Source organism: Microvirga pakistanensis (assembly GCF_004458765.1).
In the GTDB taxonomy this organism is placed as follows: Bacteria; Pseudomonadota; Alphaproteobacteria; order Rhizobiales; family Beijerinckiaceae; genus Microvirga; species Microvirga pakistanensis.
On the sequence record NZ_SPJX01000378.1, the window covers coordinates 1 to 18,365 of the forward strand.

The following is an 18,365-nucleotide window of genomic DNA, read 5'->3' on the forward strand; positions in this document are numbered from 1 at the left end:
CTCATGGCCCCCCTCGGCGCCCGCCTCGCCCACCGCCTCTCCAAGCGCCGCCTCGAGCTCGCCTTCGGCATCTTCCTCATCCTCGTCTGCGCCAGATTCGCCGCAAGCCTGATCACTTGAGGATCGTGCGGTGCGGCTGCAATCGTCAAAGGCTCGCCGTAATCCCCCCGTCTACATAGAGGACGTGGCCGTTGACGAAGCTCGATGCATCGGAGGCCAGGAACACGGCCGCGCCGATGAGTTCCTCCACGTTCGCCCACCGGCCGGCGGGCGTGCGCTTCTCGAGCCAGGCCGTGAATGTGGGATCGTTGACCAGCGCGGCGTTAAGTTCGGTTTTGAAGTAACCCGGCCCGAGGGCGTTGACCTGGAGACCGTAGCGCGCCCAGTCGGCCGCCATTCCTTTGGTCAGCATCTTCACCGCGCCCTTCGTTGCCGTGTAGGGCGCGATGCCGGGCCGCGCCAGTTCGGATTGCACGGAAGCGACATTGATGATCTTGCCGTGGCCACGGGGGATCATCCGCTTGGCCACGGCCTTTCCCACGAAGAGAACGCTGTCGATATTGGTCGCCTTCAGCCTTTCCCATGCATCGAGGGGGAACTCCTCCAGCGGAGCACGAAACTGAATGCCGGCATTGTTGAAGAGGATCTCGATCGGGCCGATTTCCGCTTCGATCTCCGCGATCGATGCTTCGACGGCCCGAGCATCCGTCACGTCGAAGGAGCGGGCATGGACCTTGCCGCCTCCTGCGGCAAGCGTCGTGCGGGCTTTCTCCAGTTGCTCGCGGTCTCGTCCGTTGAGGATCACGATGGCGCCAGCCTCCAGGAGACCACGGGCGATCGCCAGCCCGATGCCCTTCGAGGAGCCGGTCACGAGGGCGAGGCGGCCGGTGAGATCGAAGATTTTCATCGCTCTGCTCCTGAGGGTCGGCGATTGACGGGCGATGTCGAAGGTTTGTCAACCGGTACTTGAGTTATGAATCCGGTTCGGTCAATGCATTTGCGGGAGATCATTCGAGCCACTGTGAGGATGAGAGACGTGACCGTCAGTACTTAGATCCGGATGGTTCCTGGAGTCGGCCTATGCGTGGTAATTTCACTGGTCGCCATCGGCCTCCAATGGCTCGAGGAGCAATGGACCGAACGTCCGTATCTCGAAGCACTGGTCATCGCGATCCTGCTCGCCGTGATCGTGAGAACGGTCTGGGTGCCGAGCTCCCGCTGGACGCCCGGCATCGGTCTTTCCGCGAAGACCCTTCTTGAAGTCGCCGTGATGCTGCTCGGCGCCTCCATCAGCTTCCAGGCGGTGCTGCAGGCAGGACTGGGCCTCATGTCGGAATTGCCGTGGTGATGGCGCTTGCGATCAGTGCGAGCTATGGGGTCTCCCGCCTGCTGGGATTGCCCGCACGCATGGCGATCCTGGCGGCCCGTGGCAATTCAATCTGCGGCAACTCGGCCATCGCGGCGGTGGCGCCCGTGATCGGGGGCCAAGCCGGACGAGGTGGGTTCGTCGATTGCCATCACGGCCATTCTTGGCGTGATCGTCGTTTTGACCTTGCCGCAGCTGGTGCCGCTCCTCGACCTATCGATGACCGAGTACGGTGTTCTTGCAGGGCTGACGGTTTATGCCGTGCCGCAGGTGTTGGCCGCAACGCTGCCGGTCAGCACGCAGCTCGGCACCTTGGTCAAGCTCGTGCGTGTCCTGATGCTCGGTCCCGTCGTCCTGTTGTCGATCATCGCGCAGCGCAGCGCAGCCGGTGACGAACCCGGCCTGTCGCCCGGCCGTCTCGTCCCCTGGTTCATCACCGGCTTTCTGGGGCTTGCCGTGCTGCGTTCTCTGGATCTCATCGCGGAACCGGTGCTGCAGGTGTGTTCCCGACAACGGTGTTCCTCACCATCGTTTCCATGGCGGCGTTGGGCCTCGGCGTCGATCTGCGGGTGCTCGGCCGCATCGGCGGGCGGGTAACACTCGCGGTCGTCCTCTCCCTGATCATCCTGATCGCCATCAGCCTCGGCCTGATCCGTCTGCTCGGCATCGCTTGAGCGATCCGGTCGCGACGGAACACCTGCGGTCGCCTGCAGGCGTGATGATCCCGCCCATCCTAGCCGGTCTCAAGGGGCTTGGCGGATTGCATCTGTTCGCGCCGGTGTCGACCCATCTGCTGGGGGCTACTTTTCTCCCGTGCCGGGCTCCGCCATTTTCCGATGCTGTTCAGCCAAAAGGCCTGCGGGCGTGACTGAGGCGATTGCGGTCATGACCTTGTTCTTCCAGCCCGTCACGACGTCGCCTTCACCCTTCATCATCGCTTCGAACCCGGTTCTGGCAACATCGGCCGGATCGTCCTTCTTGGACTGCCCCACCTGCGTGTCCACCATGTCGGCGCGTTCGAAGAATTCAGTCTCAGTTGCTCCCGGCATCAGGCATGTGACCGTGATGCTGGTGTCTTTGAGTTCGTTGCGGAGGGCAAACGAGAAGGAATCCAGAAAGGCCTTGCTGCCGTTGTAGGCCGCCTGGAAACTGCCCGGCATGAAACCGGCGATCGAGCCGGTAATCAGGATTCGTCCTGAGTTGCGGGACCGCATGTCGCGGCCGATTTTCTGGATCAGGTACAACGTGCCGGTGATGTTCGTATCGATCACATCGCGCACTTCATCGAAATCCTGGTCGAGGAACGCTTTACCTAATCCCCGACCAGCATTGGCCAGAAGGGCCTCGACAGGCCGGTTCAGGGCCGTGACGGCGTGGTAGAGTTTATCGACCCCCTCTATCGTTGCCAGGTCGACTTCTACGGCTTCCACATGCACGCCGAGCTTGCGAAAATCGCCAGCCGCTTCGTTGATCCTCGGTTCATCCGCGGCCACAACAAGGTCGAAGCCGTTTTCGGCGCAGCATTTCGCCAGCTCGTATCCGATCCCCGTGGAGGCTCCCGTGACGATGGCGAGAGGACGATTTTCAGCCATGAAAGCCTCCTGCCCACGGCGTGGGCGGTATCGAAGCGAGAGGAGACGCGTTCTCCCCCAACATTCAGCCGGGAGGAATTGTTCCGATTGCAGTCGGGGATGCTGGTTTGTGAAAGGCGTGCCGGAAAGTTCGATTTCGAAAAGGCCCTTCGGCGCAAGTCCAGAACTTGGCCTTGACGGGTCCCTGGCGTGGGATGACAAAGCTGTTTCGAGCGACGAGTGGCCACAGGTGTCGGCAGCGGGCCAGTGGCCTTCCCTGTGAATGAGACGGTTGGGAGGATGACATGGAACCCGTGCGCTGGGGAATTCTGAGTACCGCGAAGATCGGCAGAACGAAGGTCGTGCCCGGATTGATGAAGAGTCCTCTTTGTCATGTGATGGCGGTTGCCTCTCGCGATGAGGGTTCGAGCCGCAGAATGGCCGAGGAACTGGGGATCGCGAAGGCTTATGGCTCCTACGAGGCCCTCCTGGCCGACCCGACGATCGAGGCGATCTACAATCCCCTCCCGAACCACTTGCATGTGCCACTGACCTTGGCGGCTGCGGCGGCCGGCAAGCATGTCCTGTGCGAGAAGCCCATCGCCATCACGGCCGCGGAGGCGGAGAGCCTGAGGGGCGCCGCGTCTCAGGTCCTGATCGCAGAGGCTTTCATGGTCCGACATCACCCGCAATGGCAACAGGCCCGGACCTTGATCAGGGAGGGCACGATTGGTGAGTTGCGTGCCATTCAAGTGATCTTCTCGTATTTCAACGCGGATCCCGACAACATCCGCAACCGGCCTGACATCGGCGGCGGCGGATTGCTTGACATCGGCTGCTATGCCGTGGTGGCCGGGCGCTATTTCTTCGAAGCGGAACCCGACCGTGTCGTCTCTCTGATCGAACGGGATCCAACGTTTGGCACCGACCGGGCCACAAGCGCCTTGATGGATTTCGGTGCTGGGCGGCAGCTGACCTTCACGGTCTCGACCCAGCTCGTTCCGTCGCAGCGCATCCATGCCTATGGCACGAGGGGGCGCATCGACATCGAGATCCCTTTCAATGCTCCAGCCGACAAAACAACTCGGATTTTCTTGGACGACGGCAGTCAGCCAGGAGGAGGATCGGCCCAGGCTATCGAGTTTCCGGTGGTGGATCAATATCAGCTCCAGGGCGAAGCCTTCGGTCGAGCCATTCGCGGCGTGGAGCCCTTAGCCTACGGCCTCGATGATGCTGTTCAAAACCTCCGCATCCTCGATGCCCTCCGGCGCTCCGAAGCGTCTGCAGGTTGGGAGCGCATCGAGAGCCATTCAGGCGGGTAACGCGACTCGTGATTCGCTGCACAAGGTGTGATGGATCGCGTCCCGCTTCTTCCCGATGCAGTATGCCTGCGCGGCTCTCGACAGGTGGTGCGCTTATTGGAGCGTCGCGTGTCAGCGGATGAGTGCACTTGACGTCCGGATGGGCGCCGATCCGCTCGACGAGGGGCACCGACGTCGAGTTCCGTGCCTCCTGACTAGATCCGCGGCTGGTTTCGGGCTTGCGCTTGCCTCCGAGATGTCCAGACTTCTAGACTGGAAAACTGATGACGCTCACGGAGCAGTCTGAACCTACCATGTCTCTTATTGCACCGCTCCATGACGACCGGATTCTGGTTCTGCGATTGCGGGATGCGATCAGTACCCTGATCGAGGAACAGGGACTGAAGCCGGGTGACCAGCTGCCGACGGAGGCGGAGCTAACATGAAGGTTCCAGGTTTCCCGGCCCGCCCTGCGCGAGGCCTTGAAGCTTCTGGAGCAGGATGGCGCGATCTACGTGAAACATGGAAAAGGCCGCTTTGTATCCGCCGCGGCAGCGCTCCAGGTCGAGCGGCCGATCACCTGCTCCGAGAGCGTCTCCGACATGATCCAGAAATTCGGTTACCGTCCGACCAACAAGGTCCTGTGAATCTCCGAAGAGATGACCTCAGAGGAGGTGACGGCTGGCCTGCGCCTTGAGTCCGGCACCCGCGTGATCCGTTTGGAGTGTCTACGACTGCAGGGAGAGGAGGTGATGGTCTATTGTCTGGACTATATCCCGCGCACGATCATCCCTGGACGCCTTCACGATATCGAGTGGGGTGGGTCCTTGTTTGACCTCCTGGAGGATCACGGGATGCGCCGCGCATGTCAACAGCTCTTGCCGCCGCGGTCATGCTCCGGATCGATGTCAGCGAGCGAAACGATTTGCATGATTTCGGCCCGGCTTTCCTGATCACCAAGACGGCCTTCACGCCGACCGGCGTCTCTGTTGTTATTGCAAAGGATTACCATCGCGGCAGCCCGTTCTCGTACAGTTTGCACGCAGATGAGATGGCCTCCAAAGAAGCGCGGCTGTAATGGTACTTGGGTAGCGCTGAGGCATCGGCCGTTGAAAGGTGCTCTTCCTCAACGTCAGTATACTTGACAATCGCAAAGATTGGTCGTCTGGTGTCAGACAACAAGAAATGGTGGAGGTGCCCGGAAACCGGGAACGATGGCTAAGGGACTGAACGTGAAGCATTTTTATTCACTGGCTATCGGGCCGTTTCATCGGTTGCGGATTACAGCGCTCATTGGCAGGTGAGCCCGCAAGCGGGCTTGATTGCTTGCTTGGGCTTTATGGGAGGTGTGCGGCTATACGAGTTCAACTCCTCCGTTGAGCCGGCGTCGCTCTTCCAGTCGCCCTCAGAAGCCCGGCTTCTCCAAAGATTTTTTCAGGGTCTTTTTCGCATGTCGCGACCCAGACCTTTTTGGCGCTCAGTAAAGCTGGGCGTGAGCTGCGGCTCCAAGAATAGGAATAACCTATCGCCTTGTTGTGCAATCATCAGAAGAGGGAAGATGAGGGATGCGTAAGCTCTTTCTTGGAACAGTGATGGCGCTGGGATTCGTCTCGGCCATGAATGCAACGGCTCAGGCCGGTCCCACTATGGACCGGGTCACGAAGGCCGGCGAGATGAAGGTCGCGACGAACAGCGGGTGGCCTCCGCAGAGCTTTCTCGACGACAACAACAAGCTGGTCGGCTTCGACGTGGATGTCGCCAACGAAATCGCGAAGCGTCTCGGCGTGAAGGTGAGTTTCGAAACCCCCGAATGGAACGTCATGACCGGCGGCCGCTGGCATGGCCGCTTCGACGTGGCCGTCGGCTCCGTCACGCCGACCAAGGCGCGCTCCCAGGTCATCGACTTCGCAGGCATTTACTATTACAGCCCTTATGTCTTCGTGGTGCACAAGGACAGCAAGGCCGCCTCCCGTGCCGATCTGAACGGCAAGAAGATCGGCGTCGAGACGGGAACGACCTCCGAAGACTACATCAATCGCCGTCTCGAGATCGACGCCCCGGGCCTTCCGCCGATCCAGTACACGCTCACGCCCGGCGAGGTGAAGACCTACGCCGACTCGATGCTGCCATTCGACGATCTGCGGCTGGGCGACGGCGTGCGCATTCACGCGGTCATCGCACCGGAGCAGACTGCGCAGAACGCCATCAAGAACCGTTACCCGGTGAAGATCCTGCCGGGCGAGGCAGCCTTCAAGGAGCCGCTCGTGGTGGTGACGGACAAAGGTGATCCGGAATGGACTGCCAAGCTCGGCAGCATCATCCAGAGCATGAAGGACGACGGCACCCTGAGCAAGCTGACCACCAAGTGGTACGGCAGCGACTACAGCAAGTAATCGGACCGCTTCTCGAATTATCCCCCACCCGCACCACCAAACGATCGATTATGTCTTACATCGAAACCTATTATCGACGGGCGCTTGGTCCCGATGCCGTTCAGAGACCCGTTCTCGAGGAGGCGCTGAAGGTCGACGTCTGTGTTGTGGGTGGAGGACTGGCTGGACTGACCGCCGCTCTCGAACTTGTTCGCAAGGGCCGCAAGGTCTGCGTGCTGGAGGCCAACCGCGTGGCCTGGGGAGCGTCCGGGCGCAACGGGGGCTTCGTGAGCCCCGGCTGGGCGGCCCGTTACAAGAACATTCAGCGCATGGTCGGAGCCGATCATGCGAAGGAACTGCACCGCCTTTCCATCGAAGGCATGGAGGCGGTTCTGAGCAACGTCCACGCTCTCGCAATTCAGGATGCGAAGCCGACCCATGGCATCATGGGAGCCGTGCGCTACGAGGCGACGGACGATCTCAAGACCCATCGCGACTGGCTGGAACGGGAATTCGGCTACAGAGTCGAGTTCAAGACCAGGGACGAGGTGCGGCAGATGCTCGTCTCGCCGCGCTACTATCAGGCGCTGTTTGATCCCAACGCTTTCCATTTCCACCCCCTGAACTACGCACGTGCGCTTGCCGTGGAGATCGAGCGCTTGGGCGGGGTGGTGTACGAAGGTTCGCCGGTGGTCGAGACCGCCCTGAACGGCAAGACCAAGGTGGCCAAGACGGCCTACGGTTCGGTCGAGGCCGATCATCTGGTGATCGCGTCGGGCGGCTACACCGGAAACCTGGTGCCTCAGCTCAAGCGCAGCTATCTGCCGATTGCCACCTACGTGATGCTCACCAAGCCCGCTCGCGAGTTGATCGCGAGCGCGATCCGCACCAATGCGGCCATCGGCGACGATCGCCGTGCCGGCGACTATTACCGGCTGGTGGACGGAGGAGAGCGCATCCTCTGGGGCGGCAAGATCACGACGCGTACCACCGAGCCCCGTCTTCTCGGCCGCCTGCTTCACAAGACGATGGTCTCCACCTATCCACAACTGAAGGACCTTGATGTCGAGATCGTATGGTCCGGCCTCATGTCCTATGCCCGGCATATGATGCCGCAGCTCGGACGGCTGCAGCCGGGTGTCTGGTATTGCACGGCATTCGGTGGTCATGGGCTCAATACCACCGCCATCGGCGGCCGCGTGATCGCGGAAGCGGTTATGGGGGAAAGCGATCGCTACAAGCTGTTCGCGCCCTTCGGCCTTGCCTGGAACGGCTGGATCGCCGGCCGCGCCGCCGTCCAGCTGACCTACTGGGCCTATCAGGCATCCGACTTCCTGCGGGAGAGGAAATCGGCCTAGACTATTCGGTCGCGACAACAAGAGGTTCGAGAGAGGGAGAGCCCGATGCATTACGCCGACAATGTCGATTACCCAAGGCTGCTGTCCCGGCCTTCCATCTATGGTCCGGGGCTCGCAATCCTCTTCGGCGTGCTTCTTTACGCACAGGCGGGGGCGACATCCCTGGGTCAGGCGCTCGCCGGGCTGTTGGGCCTAGCGGACGGATCTCCCCTCGCGGCGAACCTTGTCATGGCGCTCGCCGTCACGGCCGTCGTGGCCATCAATGTCGCTGTGGTGATGCGGCTCAGCCTGAAGCATCAGGTCTATGCGGTCTGGGCGGAGCTGGCGGTTCTCGTCCTGCTGTTCTTCTATTCCTTCGATCTCAGCTTCGAGTTCATCCAGCGCAAGATCGGCTTCCTGCTGACGCAGGGTTTGGTGACGACGCTTTACGTCTCGGCGATCTCGATCATGATCGCCTCGATCCTGGCAATGATCGGTGCGGTGGCCAAGCTGTCGTCCAACGGAATCGCACTCGGTATCGCGAATTTCTATACGTCGCTCTTCCGCGGTCTTCCACTGCTCATGCAGATCTACATGATCTATCTGGGTCTGCCGCAGCTCGGGTACGTCATCAACGCCGTGCCAGCCGGCATCCTGGCGCTGTCGCTCTGCTACGGCGCCTACATGACCGAGATCTTCCGCGCAGGCATCGAGAGTATCCCGAAAGGCCAGTGGGAAGCCTCGCGCGCCCTGGGGCTGAAGCCGAAGGATACCCTGACCCGCATCATCCTTCCTCAAGCAATGCGCATCATCGTCCCGCCGACCGGCAACCAGTTCATCGCCATGTTGAAGGACAGCTCGCTGGTCTCGGTGGTCGGCGTCTGGGAGCTCATGTATCTCGCCCGCACCCAGGGGCAGACCGAGTTCCGTCACGTGGAGATGATGATCACGGCTTCCTTGATCTACTGGATCCTGTCCATCGTTCTGGAACTCATCCAGGCCCGCATCGAGCGGCGCTTCAATAAGGCGCAGACGCGATGACGAACGAGATGGTCAAAGTCAGGCACGTGCCAGAGGAGATGCATTCGTGATCCAGAAGCAGAAGCTCTCTCTTGTCGAAGCGCCCCCTGAGCCCGTGGGGGCCGTTCCGGCCGTTCAGATCAAAAGCCTGTCGAAATGGTATGGTGGCTTTCAGGCCCTGAAGGACGTCGATCTCACCATCGCGCGCGGCGAGAAGCTCGTCATCTGCGGTCCGTCAGGTTCCGGAAAATCGACGCTCATCCGAACCATCAATGCGCTCGAGAGCTTCCAGGAGGGGCGCATCATCGTCGACGGCATCGAGCTGACGCGCAAGCCCGAGGCGGTGGAGGCCGTGCGGAAAAAGGTCGGCATGGTGTTCCAGCAATTCAACCTCTTTCCTCACCTCACGGTGCTCGAGAACTGCACCTTAGCGCTGCGCCTCGTGCGCGGCGTCTCGCAGAAGGAAGCGGACGAGAGGGCGCTCCACTATCTGGGCAAGGTTCGCATTCCCGAACAGGCGCACAAATACGCTTCGCAACTTTCCGGCGGACAGCAGCAGCGCGTGGCCATTGCGCGCGCGCTGTCGATGCAGCCCGACATCATGCTGTTCGACGAGCCGACTTCGGCGCTCGATCCCGAGATGGTCAAGGAGGTGCTCGACACCATGACGCAGCTGGCGGGAGAGGGCATGACCATGGCGGTCGTCACCCACGAGATGGGCTTCGCCCGTCAGGTGGCCGACCGGGTCGTGTTCATGGATCGGGGCGAGATCGTCGAGCAGGGCTCGCCCTCCGAGTTCTTCTCCAACCCGAAGGAGCCACGCGCGCGAGCCTTCCTGAGTCAGATTCTCCACTAAGCTAGAGCAGTTTTCGGCGAAGTGGCTCCGGTTCGCCGCCAAAAATGCGACACACCCAAGAAGAGAGATGATTCTGCGCCAGTGGAAACAGCTCTAGGCTCGAAAAACAACAAGAGCCGATGGTTTGAAAGGGGGAAAGCATGGCGAAGGATTGCGATGTCGTCGTTATCGGGGCGGGGCACAACGGGCTCGTCTGCGCCTATTACCTCGCCGCGGCGGGATACAAGGTGAAGGTCTTCGAGCAGCGTGCCGTCGTGGGCGGTGCGGCGGTGACGGAGGAGTTTCATCCTGGATTTCGCAATTCGGTTGCGTCCTACACCGTCAGCCTCCTCAACCCCAAGATCATTCGCGATCTCGATCTTCCTCGCCATGGGCTCAAGGTGGTCGAGCGCCGCCTGTCGAACTTCCTGCCTCTTCCCGGTAGCCAGTACCTGAAGCTCGGCGAGGGTGTGACGCGCTCCGAAATCGCGCGGTTCAGCGCCCGGGATGCGGAGCGCTACGAGGCCTATGCGAACGAGATCGACGCAATTGCGGACGTGTTGCGCGACCTCGTTCTTCAACAGCCCCCCAACCTGGTCGCAGGAGGCCTGCGCGCCAGCCTGGCGGAGGGCTGGCGCGCTCTGACGACAGGAAACCGCCTCCGCGGTTTGTCCATGGCGAACAGGCGAGCCCTGCTCGATCTCTTCGCGAAATCCGCGGGCGATTACCTCGACGGCTGGTTCGAGACGGATTGCGTGAAGGCGGCGTTCGGCTTCGATGCCATCGTGGGCAATTTCGCGAGTCCCTACACCCCGAATACGGCCTATGTGCTGCTCCACCATGTGTTCGGTGAGGTGAACGGCAAGAAAGGCGCCTGGGGGCACGCCATCGGCGGCATGGGCGCGATCACGCAAGCCATGGCGAAGGCGGCGGGCGAGCGCGGGGTCGAGATCGAGACCAATGCGCCGGTACGCGAGGTGATCGTCGAGAAGGGCAAGGCGGCCGGCGTCGTGCTGAAGGATGGGCGGACGATTCGCTCGCGCGCGGTAGCTGGCAATGTTCATCCCAAGCTGCTGTTCGATCGCTTGGTGCCCGAAGAGGCCCTGCCGGCGGATTTCCTGAGCCGCATGCGGCGTTGGAAGTCGGGCTCCGGCACGTTTCGTATGAACGTGGCGCTCTCGTCGCTGCCGAGCTTCACGGCGCTGCCCGGCCGGGAGGTTGCGGATCATCATACCGCCGGAATCATCATCGCTCCGTCGCTGGCCTACATGGACCGCGCCTATGACGACGCGAAGCAGCTCGGATGGAGCCGTGAACCGGTGGTCGAGATGCTGATCCCCTCGACTCTCGACAGCACTCTCGCCCCCGAGGGCATGCATGTGGCGAGCCTGTTCTGCCAGCATGTCCAGCCCCAGTTCTCGGACGGGCGCTCGTGGGACGATCACCGCGAGGAGGTGGCGGATCTGATGATCGCCACCGTCGACCGTTACGCCCCCGGATTCAAAGAGAGCGTCATCGGACGGCAGATCATGAGCCCGCTCGACCTTGAGCGCACCTTCGGGCTCGTCGGCGGAGACATCTTCCATGGCGCCCTGACACTCGACCAGATCTTCAGCGCCCGGCCGATGCTGGGGCATGCGGATTACCGCGCGCCGATCACGGGGCTGTACATGTGCGGCGCGGGCACCCATCCGGGCGGGGGCGTCACCGGCGCGCCGGGCCACAACGCCGCCCGCGCCGTCATGGCCGACATGCGGCGTTTGAGGTGACACTCCTCACTCTTTACCCCGGCGGTCCGGACCAGTGCTAGAGCACCGGACCCAAAAGTGGGCCCACTTTTGGGAGAGCGCATCGTTCGATGTAGAAAACCGGGGCCACTTTTCCGCGCGATGCGCTAAGAAACCAGCTCAGCTGGAATAGCAGGAGGTCGGGATGACGGGCCGCGCGGCAAAGCACTCCAGGAAGCTCCTCGGTCTGGTCGGGCCGAATGCCGAGAAGACCGTTTCACTTGCTCTTCAAGGAGGGGGAGCCCATGGGGCATTTACCTGGGGCGTCCTGGATTACCTGCTCGAGGACGGGCGATTGGCCATCGAGGCGATCACGGGGGCAAGCGCTGGCGCCATGAATGCGGTCGTTCTCGCGGAGGGCTGGATCCAGGGAGGCCGGGACGAGGCACGAGAGCATCTGCGGAAATTCTGGAAGCGCGTCAGCCTCGATGGTGTCCTTTCTCCCATCCAGCGCTCCCTGTTCGACCACTTCCTGAGCTATTGGGGCGGCACCCGGGCTTCGACGCAACTCTTGACGGGAGCATGGGCCAATGTCACGAGCCCCTATGACCTGAACCCGCTCGACATCAACCCGCTGCGCGATGCGCTCAACGAACTGATCGATTTCGAGCGTGTCAGGTCCTGCAAGGAAATGAAACTGTTCGTCTCGGCGACAAATGTCTGGACGGGGAAGATCCGCGTCTTCTCGGCTCCTGAGCTGACGGTCGATCATGTTCTTGCCTCCGCGTGTCTGCCGACCGTCTTCAAGGCGGTGGACATCGACGGCGAGCCCTACTGGGATGGGGGCTATACGGGAAACCCCGCGCTTTTTCCGATCTTCTACGAGGCGGAATCTAACGACATCGTGCTGGTCCAGATCAATCCCGTCGAGCGCCGCTCGACGCCGCGCACGGCTGATGAGATTCACAGCAGGCTGACCGAGATCACCTTCAACGCGAATCTTCTCTATGAATTGCGCGCCATCGGATTCGTGAGGCGGCTGATCGACGAGGGAAAGCTCTCGCCGGATGATTATAAACGGGTGCTGATGCACCGCATTCATGGCGGTGCCGCCCTCGACGCCTATGCTGCGTCATCTCGTCTCAACGCGCGCTGGGATTTCTTCAAGAAGCTGAAGAATCTGGGCCGATCCTCCGCCCGTCGCTGGCTCGCGGAGAACTTCGATGCCCTGGGTCGGGAGAGCACGCTTGATCTGACCAATGCCTAGGCTTAGCTAGGCTGGTCCATCACATCGGGTGATCGGACTTCGCGAAGGGGCTTTCCCTCATGGCGAGAAAAGCAGGCAGTGCGGACCTGCCGCTGCACAGCGGGCACGTGCCCAAATGGCTTGCGGACCGCATGACACGGCTGGGCGCCGTGATGAGCGAGGCCATCGTTCACCATTACGGCCGCGATGAGTTGCTGCGCCGCCTGGCGCATCCCTTCTGGTTCCAGTCCTTCGGAGCCGTCATGGGGATGGACTGGCACTCGTCCGGGATCACCACCAGTGTGATCGGGGCCTTGAAGCGCGGCCTGACGCCGCTGTCGAAGGAACTCGGCATTCATGTTTGCGGCGGGCGAGGGCGCCATTCGCGGCAGACACCTCTGGAACTGATGTCGATCGGCGAGCGTGTCGGATTCGACGGCTCGGCTCTTGCGCGAGCCAGCCGCTTGGTCGCCAAGGTCGACAGCGCGGCGATCCAGGACGGTTTCGACCTTTATCTCCACGGCTTCATCGTCACGGATGACGGCAAGTGGGCCGTGGTCCAGCAGGGGATGAACGATGCGCGTCGGCAGGCGCGCCGCTATCATTGGTTGTCCGAGGATCTCAAGAGCTTCGTCGATGAGCCGCATACGGGCATCGACGGGATCGGGCAGGGGGAGATCGTCAACCTCACCGACCGGCGTGCGGAAGCCTCGCGCCGGGCGCAGATCGAGGTTCTGGACGCCCTGGGGCCGGACGGCGTCGCGCGCCGGTTCCTGGCGCTGGACGAGCGGCGAACGGAAGCCGACGTCGCGCCTCAGCCCATGCTGCCCCATCTCGTTATGCCGGAGCACCATGACGTGCGCTCCAAGGACGTTGTGCTGCGGCGTCTGCATGGCAGCCTCGCGGCCGCGGCCGACCGTGGACCCGAGGACTTTCCCGATCTCCTGCTGACTCCCGGCGTCGGGCCGCGCGCCGTGCAGGCGCTGGCCATGGTGGCGGAGGTGATCCACGGAGCACCGTGCCGGTTCAGCGACCCGGCGCGGTTTTCCGTTGCCCACGGCGGAAAGGATCGTCATCCCTTCCCGGTTCCGGTGCGTGTGTACGACCAGACCATCAGGGTTCTGAAATCCGCCGTTCAGAAAGCGAAACTCGGTCAGCAGGAAGAACTCTTCGCTCTGAAGAGGCTCGACGATCAGGCACGCGCCCTTGAGCGCTATGCCGGTGGTCCGGGTTTTGAGGACATCCTGAGCGAGGAGCGAGCGAAATCGCATGCCTATGGCGGCCGCTCCGTTTTCGGGGATGAGCGGCCGCCGGAGGGGTGATCCAGCGTCGGCCTTGCTGAGGTGAGACGTCGCAGGGGACCATTTCCGGCGGGCGCTTGTCGGTCAGGTTCAATTCGACCATGCTGCACAGGCAGCCGACATTCACAACCACAAACCGGGCTGCGGATGGGGCATGCGGCCATGGATCACCAGGCTACCGTTCTCGGCATTTTGAAGAAGGCTCGCGACCTCGTCGATGCGGGCCATTATGCGGGCATCATCGAGGCGATCAGTGCCCTCAAAACCGAGGCGAGCGGTCCGAAGCGGGACCTCGCCTATTACGCGGTGCTGGAGACGGTGAGCGCCGGCTGCGGAGATGTCGGCGTGAGCGCCCTCTCGGCGGCCAGCAGGGATGCGACCATGGCCTTGCTCGACGCGACCATCAAGCGGATGACATCGAAGCTCCACTGAGAGGGGGCTCACGATCAGCCTGAGCCACCCTCCGGATCCAGCGCTCGTTCAAGCGAGGGCCGAGCGGAGATCCTGGATCAGATCGTCGGCGTCTTCGATGCCCACGGAGAGGCGAACCAGTCCGTCATCGATCCCGAGCTCTGCGCGCACCTGCGGCGGCACCGAGGCATGGGTCATGATCGCCGGATGCTCGATCAGGCTCTCCACGCCGCCCAGGCTCTCGGCCAGGGTAAAGAGCTGGCAGCGTTCCAGAAAGCGCGTTGCGCCATCGAGTCCGCCCTTGATGCGCGCGGTGATGATGCCGCCGAAGCCGCGCATCTGGCGCTTCGCCAATTCGTGCTGAGGGTGCGAGGCAAGACCTGGATAGATCACCCCGTCCACCCCGGGATGCGCCTCGAGGAACTCGGCGATCTTCAGGGCCGACGTGCAGTGGCGCTCCATGCGCAGCGACAGGGTTTTCAGGCCGCGAAGGGCGAGGAAGCTGTCGAAGGGGCCTGAGATCGAGCCGACGGCATTCTGCAGGAATGCGATCTTCTCGCGGACGTCCTGGTTCTGGCCGACCACCACGACGCCGCCGACCATGTCGGAGTGGCCGTTGAGGTACTTGGTCGTGGAATGCACGACGATGTCGAAGCCGAATTCTAGCGGGCGCTGCACCCAGGGGCTTGCGAAGGTGTTGTCGGCGACCAGCAGCGTGCCATGCTCTCGGGTCGCCTGCGCGATGGCTTCCAGATCGGCGAGCTTCAAGAGCGGATTGGTCGGGGTCTCCACCCAAACGAGGCGCGTGTTGGGGCGCAGGGCCGCCTTGACGGCATCCGCGTTGCCCAGATCGACATAGGTGATGTCGAGGCCGGCCGATTGCCTGCGCACCTTCTCGAAGAGCCGCCGCGTGCCGCCATAGAGATCGTCCGAGGCGACGATATGGGAGCCGTGCTCCAGCATGTCGAGCACTGTCGCGCTCGCGGCGAGACCGGACGAGAACGCGAAGGCTGCCGAGCCGCCCTCAAGGTCGGCGATGCAGCGCTCGAAGGCCATGCGGGTCGGGTTCTGCGAGCGCGCATACTCGAAGCCCTTGTGGACGCCGGGACTCTCCTGGGCGAAGGTCGAGGTGGCGTAGATCGGCATCATCACCGCACCCGTGGTCGGGTCCGGCGTCTGGCCCGCATGAATGCAGCGGGTGGCGAAGGCGAGTTGATTGCGGGCGTTCATCAGGCTTGTATCCGGAAGAAGTTGATAAGGTCGATGCGGGTGGCCAGACCGACGAAGGTGTCGCCGTCCATGATCACCGGCACGAGACCGGCGGCGAAGAGCGGGAGGAGATCCTTTACAGGCGCATCCGCCGACACGGTCTGCAGGCGCGTGACCATGACCTCACGGACAGGCTTGTTGAAGACGCCTTGCGGATCGCTCTCATTCGCCACCAGGGCATCGAGGATGTCGCTCTCGTCGACGAGGCCGACGACACGGCCGTCCTCGATCACCGGCAGCTGCGAGACGTCGGAGGAGCGCATGCGCGCGAAGGCGGAGCGAAGCGTCTCGGTGGGAGAGACGAAGATCGTGGCGCCTTCGCCGAAGGGGTTGATGACCACGTCGCGTGCGCGGCCGGTGGGCGTGCGGTCGAGCCAGCCCTCCTGGGCGATGAAGGCATCGTTGAACACCTTCGACAGGTACTTGGCGCCCGTATCGCACACGAGGGTGACGACGCGCTTCGGCTCGCTCTGCTCGCGGCAATAGCGCAAGGCAGCCGCCAGCAGGGTGCCGGAGGACGAGCCGGCGAGAATGCCTTCCTTGCGGAGCAATTCCCGGGCGGCCGAGAAGCTCTCCTTGTCGGAGATGGAATAGGCCTTCCTGACGAGAGACAGGTCGCAATTGGGCGGCACGAAATCCTCGCCGATACCCTCGACGGCCCAGGAACCGGCCTCCGTCATCTCCCCCGTCTCCACCAGGGGAGCGAGGATGGAGCCTGCGGGATCGGCCAGGACCATCGCGGTTTTCGGGGAGGCTGTCTTGAGATAGCGTCCGATTCCCGTCAGCGTCCCGCCAGAGCCGACGCCGACCACGACGGCATCCACGTCGCCCCCCATCCCGTCCAGGATCTCCGGACCGGTGCTGGCTTCGTGCGCGGCCGGGTTGGCCGGGTTTTCGAACTGGTTGATGTAGACGGCTCCCGGGGTCTTGCGGGTGATCTCCAGGGCGAGGTCCTGATAGTAATCGGGATGGCCCTTGCCCACGTCCGAGCGCGTGATCACGACCTCCGCGCCGAGGGCCTTCGCGTGCAGCACCTTCTCCCGAGACATCTTGTCGGGCACGACGAGAAGCGTGCGGTACCCTTTGCTGGCGCCGACCAGGGCCAGGCCGACGCCCGTGTTGCCGGCCGTCGCCTCGATGATCGTGCCCCCTGGCTTCAGGCTGCCGTTCCGTTCGGCAGCCTCGATCATCGCCCGGGCCGGCCGGTCCTTGATGGAGCCGCTCGGATTGGCGCTCTCGAGCTTCAGGAACAGCCTGCAAGGGCCGGTATCGAGGCTCGTCACCTCGACGAGAGGCGTGTGACCGATCAGGTCCAAGGCTCCACGGGCAGCCATTCAACTAACTTTCTGTGTGAAATAACTTATTGCTTCTATATAGATGTGAAAAGCGCTCCTGCCTATAGCCTGCCGGAGGAATCTTCCGGGCCGCGGGATCGGTCGCCCGGGGTGCGATGGCGCGGCTTCGGCCTCGGCTCACCTTGCAAAAATAAGTCTGAAAACGACCCGTTGCTCTCTTGGAACTTTTTTCGCGCGCCTACGTTAGCGATGGTTGGCGTCCGTCCAGAGCGGTGAGAACACCCATCGGACGCCGATAGAGCAAGGGGATCCGGGCTGTTCGCCTGGAATGGTGTTACGGGGGGCTTCATGCCACAAGTCGAATCTGCCGTATCGCAGCTTGATCCCAGGCTGCTGCTCAAAGTCTTGCGCGCGTTCCGCAAAGGCGACTTTTCTGTCCGCCTGCCCTCAGACCTGATCGGGATCGACGGCGAGATCGCGGAGGCTTTCAACGACATCGCCGACCTTAATCAGGGTCTCGCCAGGGAGCTCGACCGGGTGGCGAAAGTCGTCGGCAAGGAAGGCCGCATCAGCGAGCGCGGCCAGCTGGACGGAGCAACGGGATGCTGGAGCGACTGTGTCAGCTCCGTGAACTCCATGATCGGCGACATCGTCCAGCCGACCGTCGAAGTCGCCCGGGTGATCGGTGCCGTGGCCAAGGGCGACCTGAGCCAGAACATCGAGCTTGAAACCGACGGGCGCCCCCTGCGCGGCGAGTTTCTGCGCATCGGCAAGGTGGTCAACACCATGGTCGGCCAGCTCAGCAGCTTCGCCTCGGAAGTAACGCGCGTGGCGCGTGAGGTGGGATCGGAAGGCAAGCTCGGCGGCCAGGCCAAGGTGAAGGGCGTTGCCGGCACCTGGAAGGACCTGACCGACAACGTCAACCTCATGGCCGCGAACCTGACCGGCCAGGTGCGCAACATCGCCGAGGTCACCACCGCCGTGGCCATGGGTGACCTGTCGAAGAAAATCACCGTCGAGGTGAAGGGCGAGATTCTCGAGCTGAAGAACACCATCAACACCATGGTCGATCAGCTCAACTCGTTCGCGGGCGAGGTGACCCGCGTGGCGCGCGAGGTGGGTACGGAAGGCAAGCTCGGCGGCCAGGCGGAAGTGCGGGGCGTCGGCGGCGTCTGGAAGGATCTCACCGAGAACGTGAACATGATGGCGGCGAACCTCACCGGCCAGGTGCGCAACATCGCCGAGGTCACCACCGCCGTGGCTCGGGGTGACCTGTCCAAGAAGATCACTGTCGACGTGAAGGGCGAGATCCTG

General features: G+C 62.6%; 14 protein-coding genes and 2 pseudogenes. 12 read left to right on the plus strand and 4 right to left on the minus strand.

Annotation, left to right across the window (positions count from 1 at the left end; genetic code table 11):
- Positions 1-145: 145 nt before the first annotated feature.
- Positions 146-907 carry an SDR family oxidoreductase gene (locus tag E4K09_RS18575; RefSeq protein ID WP_134499256.1) on the minus strand — a complete coding sequence of 254 codons (762 nt, stop codon included), beginning with the start codon at positions 905-907 and terminating at the stop codon, positions 146-148.
- A 153-nt stretch (positions 908-1,060) separates the two neighbouring features.
- Between E4K09_RS18575 and E4K09_RS18580 the strand changes: the two are divergent.
- Positions 1,061-2,040, plus strand: a pseudogene (locus E4K09_RS18580) (YeiH family protein).
- A gap of 126 nt (positions 2,041-2,166) precedes the next feature.
- Here E4K09_RS18580 and E4K09_RS18585 read toward each other — a convergent pair.
- Entirely contained in the window at positions 2,167-2,958 is a 792-nt protein-coding gene (locus E4K09_RS18585; RefSeq protein ID WP_134499257.1) for an SDR family NAD(P)-dependent oxidoreductase, read from the minus strand.
- Positions 2,959-3,242: 284 nt separating this feature from the next.
- Here E4K09_RS18585 and E4K09_RS18590 point away from each other — a divergent pair, with 284 nt between their 5' ends.
- The 10 genes and pseudogenes from E4K09_RS18590 to E4K09_RS18635 all read left to right on the plus strand — a co-directional run bounded on the left by E4K09_RS18590 (position 3,243) and on the right by E4K09_RS18635 (position 14,508).
- Complete coding sequence (locus tag E4K09_RS18590) at positions 3,243-4,259, plus strand: Gfo/Idh/MocA family protein (protein ID WP_134499258.1); 1,017 nt, start codon at positions 3,243-3,245, stop codon at positions 4,257-4,259.
- Positions 4,260-4,552: 293 nt separating this feature from the next.
- Positions 4,553-5,316: pseudogene (locus E4K09_RS30860) on the plus strand (GntR family transcriptional regulator).
- A 487-nt stretch (positions 5,317-5,803) separates the two neighbouring features.
- Positions 5,804-6,631 carry a transporter substrate-binding domain-containing protein gene (locus tag E4K09_RS18600; RefSeq protein WP_166802395.1) on the plus strand — a complete coding sequence of 276 codons (828 nt, stop codon included), beginning with the start codon at positions 5,804-5,806 and terminating at the stop codon, positions 6,629-6,631.
- Positions 6,632-6,681: 50 nt separating this feature from the next.
- Positions 6,682-7,968, plus strand: coding sequence for an NAD(P)/FAD-dependent oxidoreductase (locus tag E4K09_RS18605; protein ID WP_134499259.1), 1,287 nt, complete (start codon positions 6,682-6,684; stop codon positions 7,966-7,968).
- A gap of 45 nt (positions 7,969-8,013) precedes the next feature.
- Positions 8,014-8,988, plus strand: coding sequence for an amino acid ABC transporter permease (locus E4K09_RS18610; protein ID WP_134499260.1), 975 nt, complete (start codon positions 8,014-8,016; stop codon positions 8,986-8,988).
- 49 nt (positions 8,989-9,037) lie between these two features.
- Positions 9,038-9,823, plus strand: coding sequence for an amino acid ABC transporter ATP-binding protein (locus tag E4K09_RS18615; protein ID WP_166802397.1), 786 nt, complete (start codon positions 9,038-9,040; stop codon positions 9,821-9,823).
- Positions 9,824-9,963: 140 nt separating this feature from the next.
- A complete protein-coding gene (locus E4K09_RS18620) occupies positions 9,964-11,571 on the plus strand; it encodes a phytoene desaturase family protein (RefSeq protein WP_134499261.1) in 1,608 nt (535 codons plus the stop codon).
- 163 nt (positions 11,572-11,734) lie between these two features.
- Positions 11,735-12,796, plus strand: a complete 1,062-nt coding sequence (locus E4K09_RS18625; RefSeq protein ID WP_134499262.1) for a patatin-like phospholipase family protein — start codon at positions 11,735-11,737, stop codon at positions 12,794-12,796.
- Positions 12,797-12,855: 59 nt separating this feature from the next.
- Positions 12,856-14,097, plus strand: coding sequence for a DUF763 domain-containing protein (locus tag E4K09_RS18630; protein ID WP_134499263.1), 1,242 nt, complete (start codon positions 12,856-12,858; stop codon positions 14,095-14,097).
- A gap of 141 nt (positions 14,098-14,238) precedes the next feature.
- Positions 14,239-14,508, plus strand: coding sequence for a hypothetical protein (locus tag E4K09_RS18635; RefSeq protein WP_134499264.1), 270 nt, complete (start codon positions 14,239-14,241; stop codon positions 14,506-14,508).
- A gap of 48 nt (positions 14,509-14,556) precedes the next feature.
- Here E4K09_RS18635 and E4K09_RS18640 read toward each other — a convergent pair whose 3' ends face one another.
- Together E4K09_RS18640 and E4K09_RS18645 are read right to left on the minus strand one after the other, a co-directional pair.
- Positions 14,557-15,717, minus strand: coding sequence for a cystathionine gamma-synthase (locus tag E4K09_RS18640; protein WP_134499265.1), 1,161 nt, complete (start codon positions 15,715-15,717; stop codon positions 14,557-14,559).
- A complete protein-coding gene (locus E4K09_RS18645) occupies positions 15,717-17,090 on the minus strand; it encodes a pyridoxal-phosphate dependent enzyme (protein WP_134499266.1) in 1,374 nt (457 codons plus the stop codon). The genes E4K09_RS18640 and E4K09_RS18645 overlap by 1 nt, the downstream gene beginning before the upstream one ends.
- A gap of 309 nt (positions 17,091-17,399) precedes the next feature.
- Here E4K09_RS18645 and E4K09_RS18650 point away from each other — a divergent pair.
- A partial coding sequence (locus E4K09_RS18650) for a HAMP domain-containing protein (protein ID WP_166802396.1) occupies positions 17,400-18,365 on the plus strand: 966 nt, incomplete at its 3' end.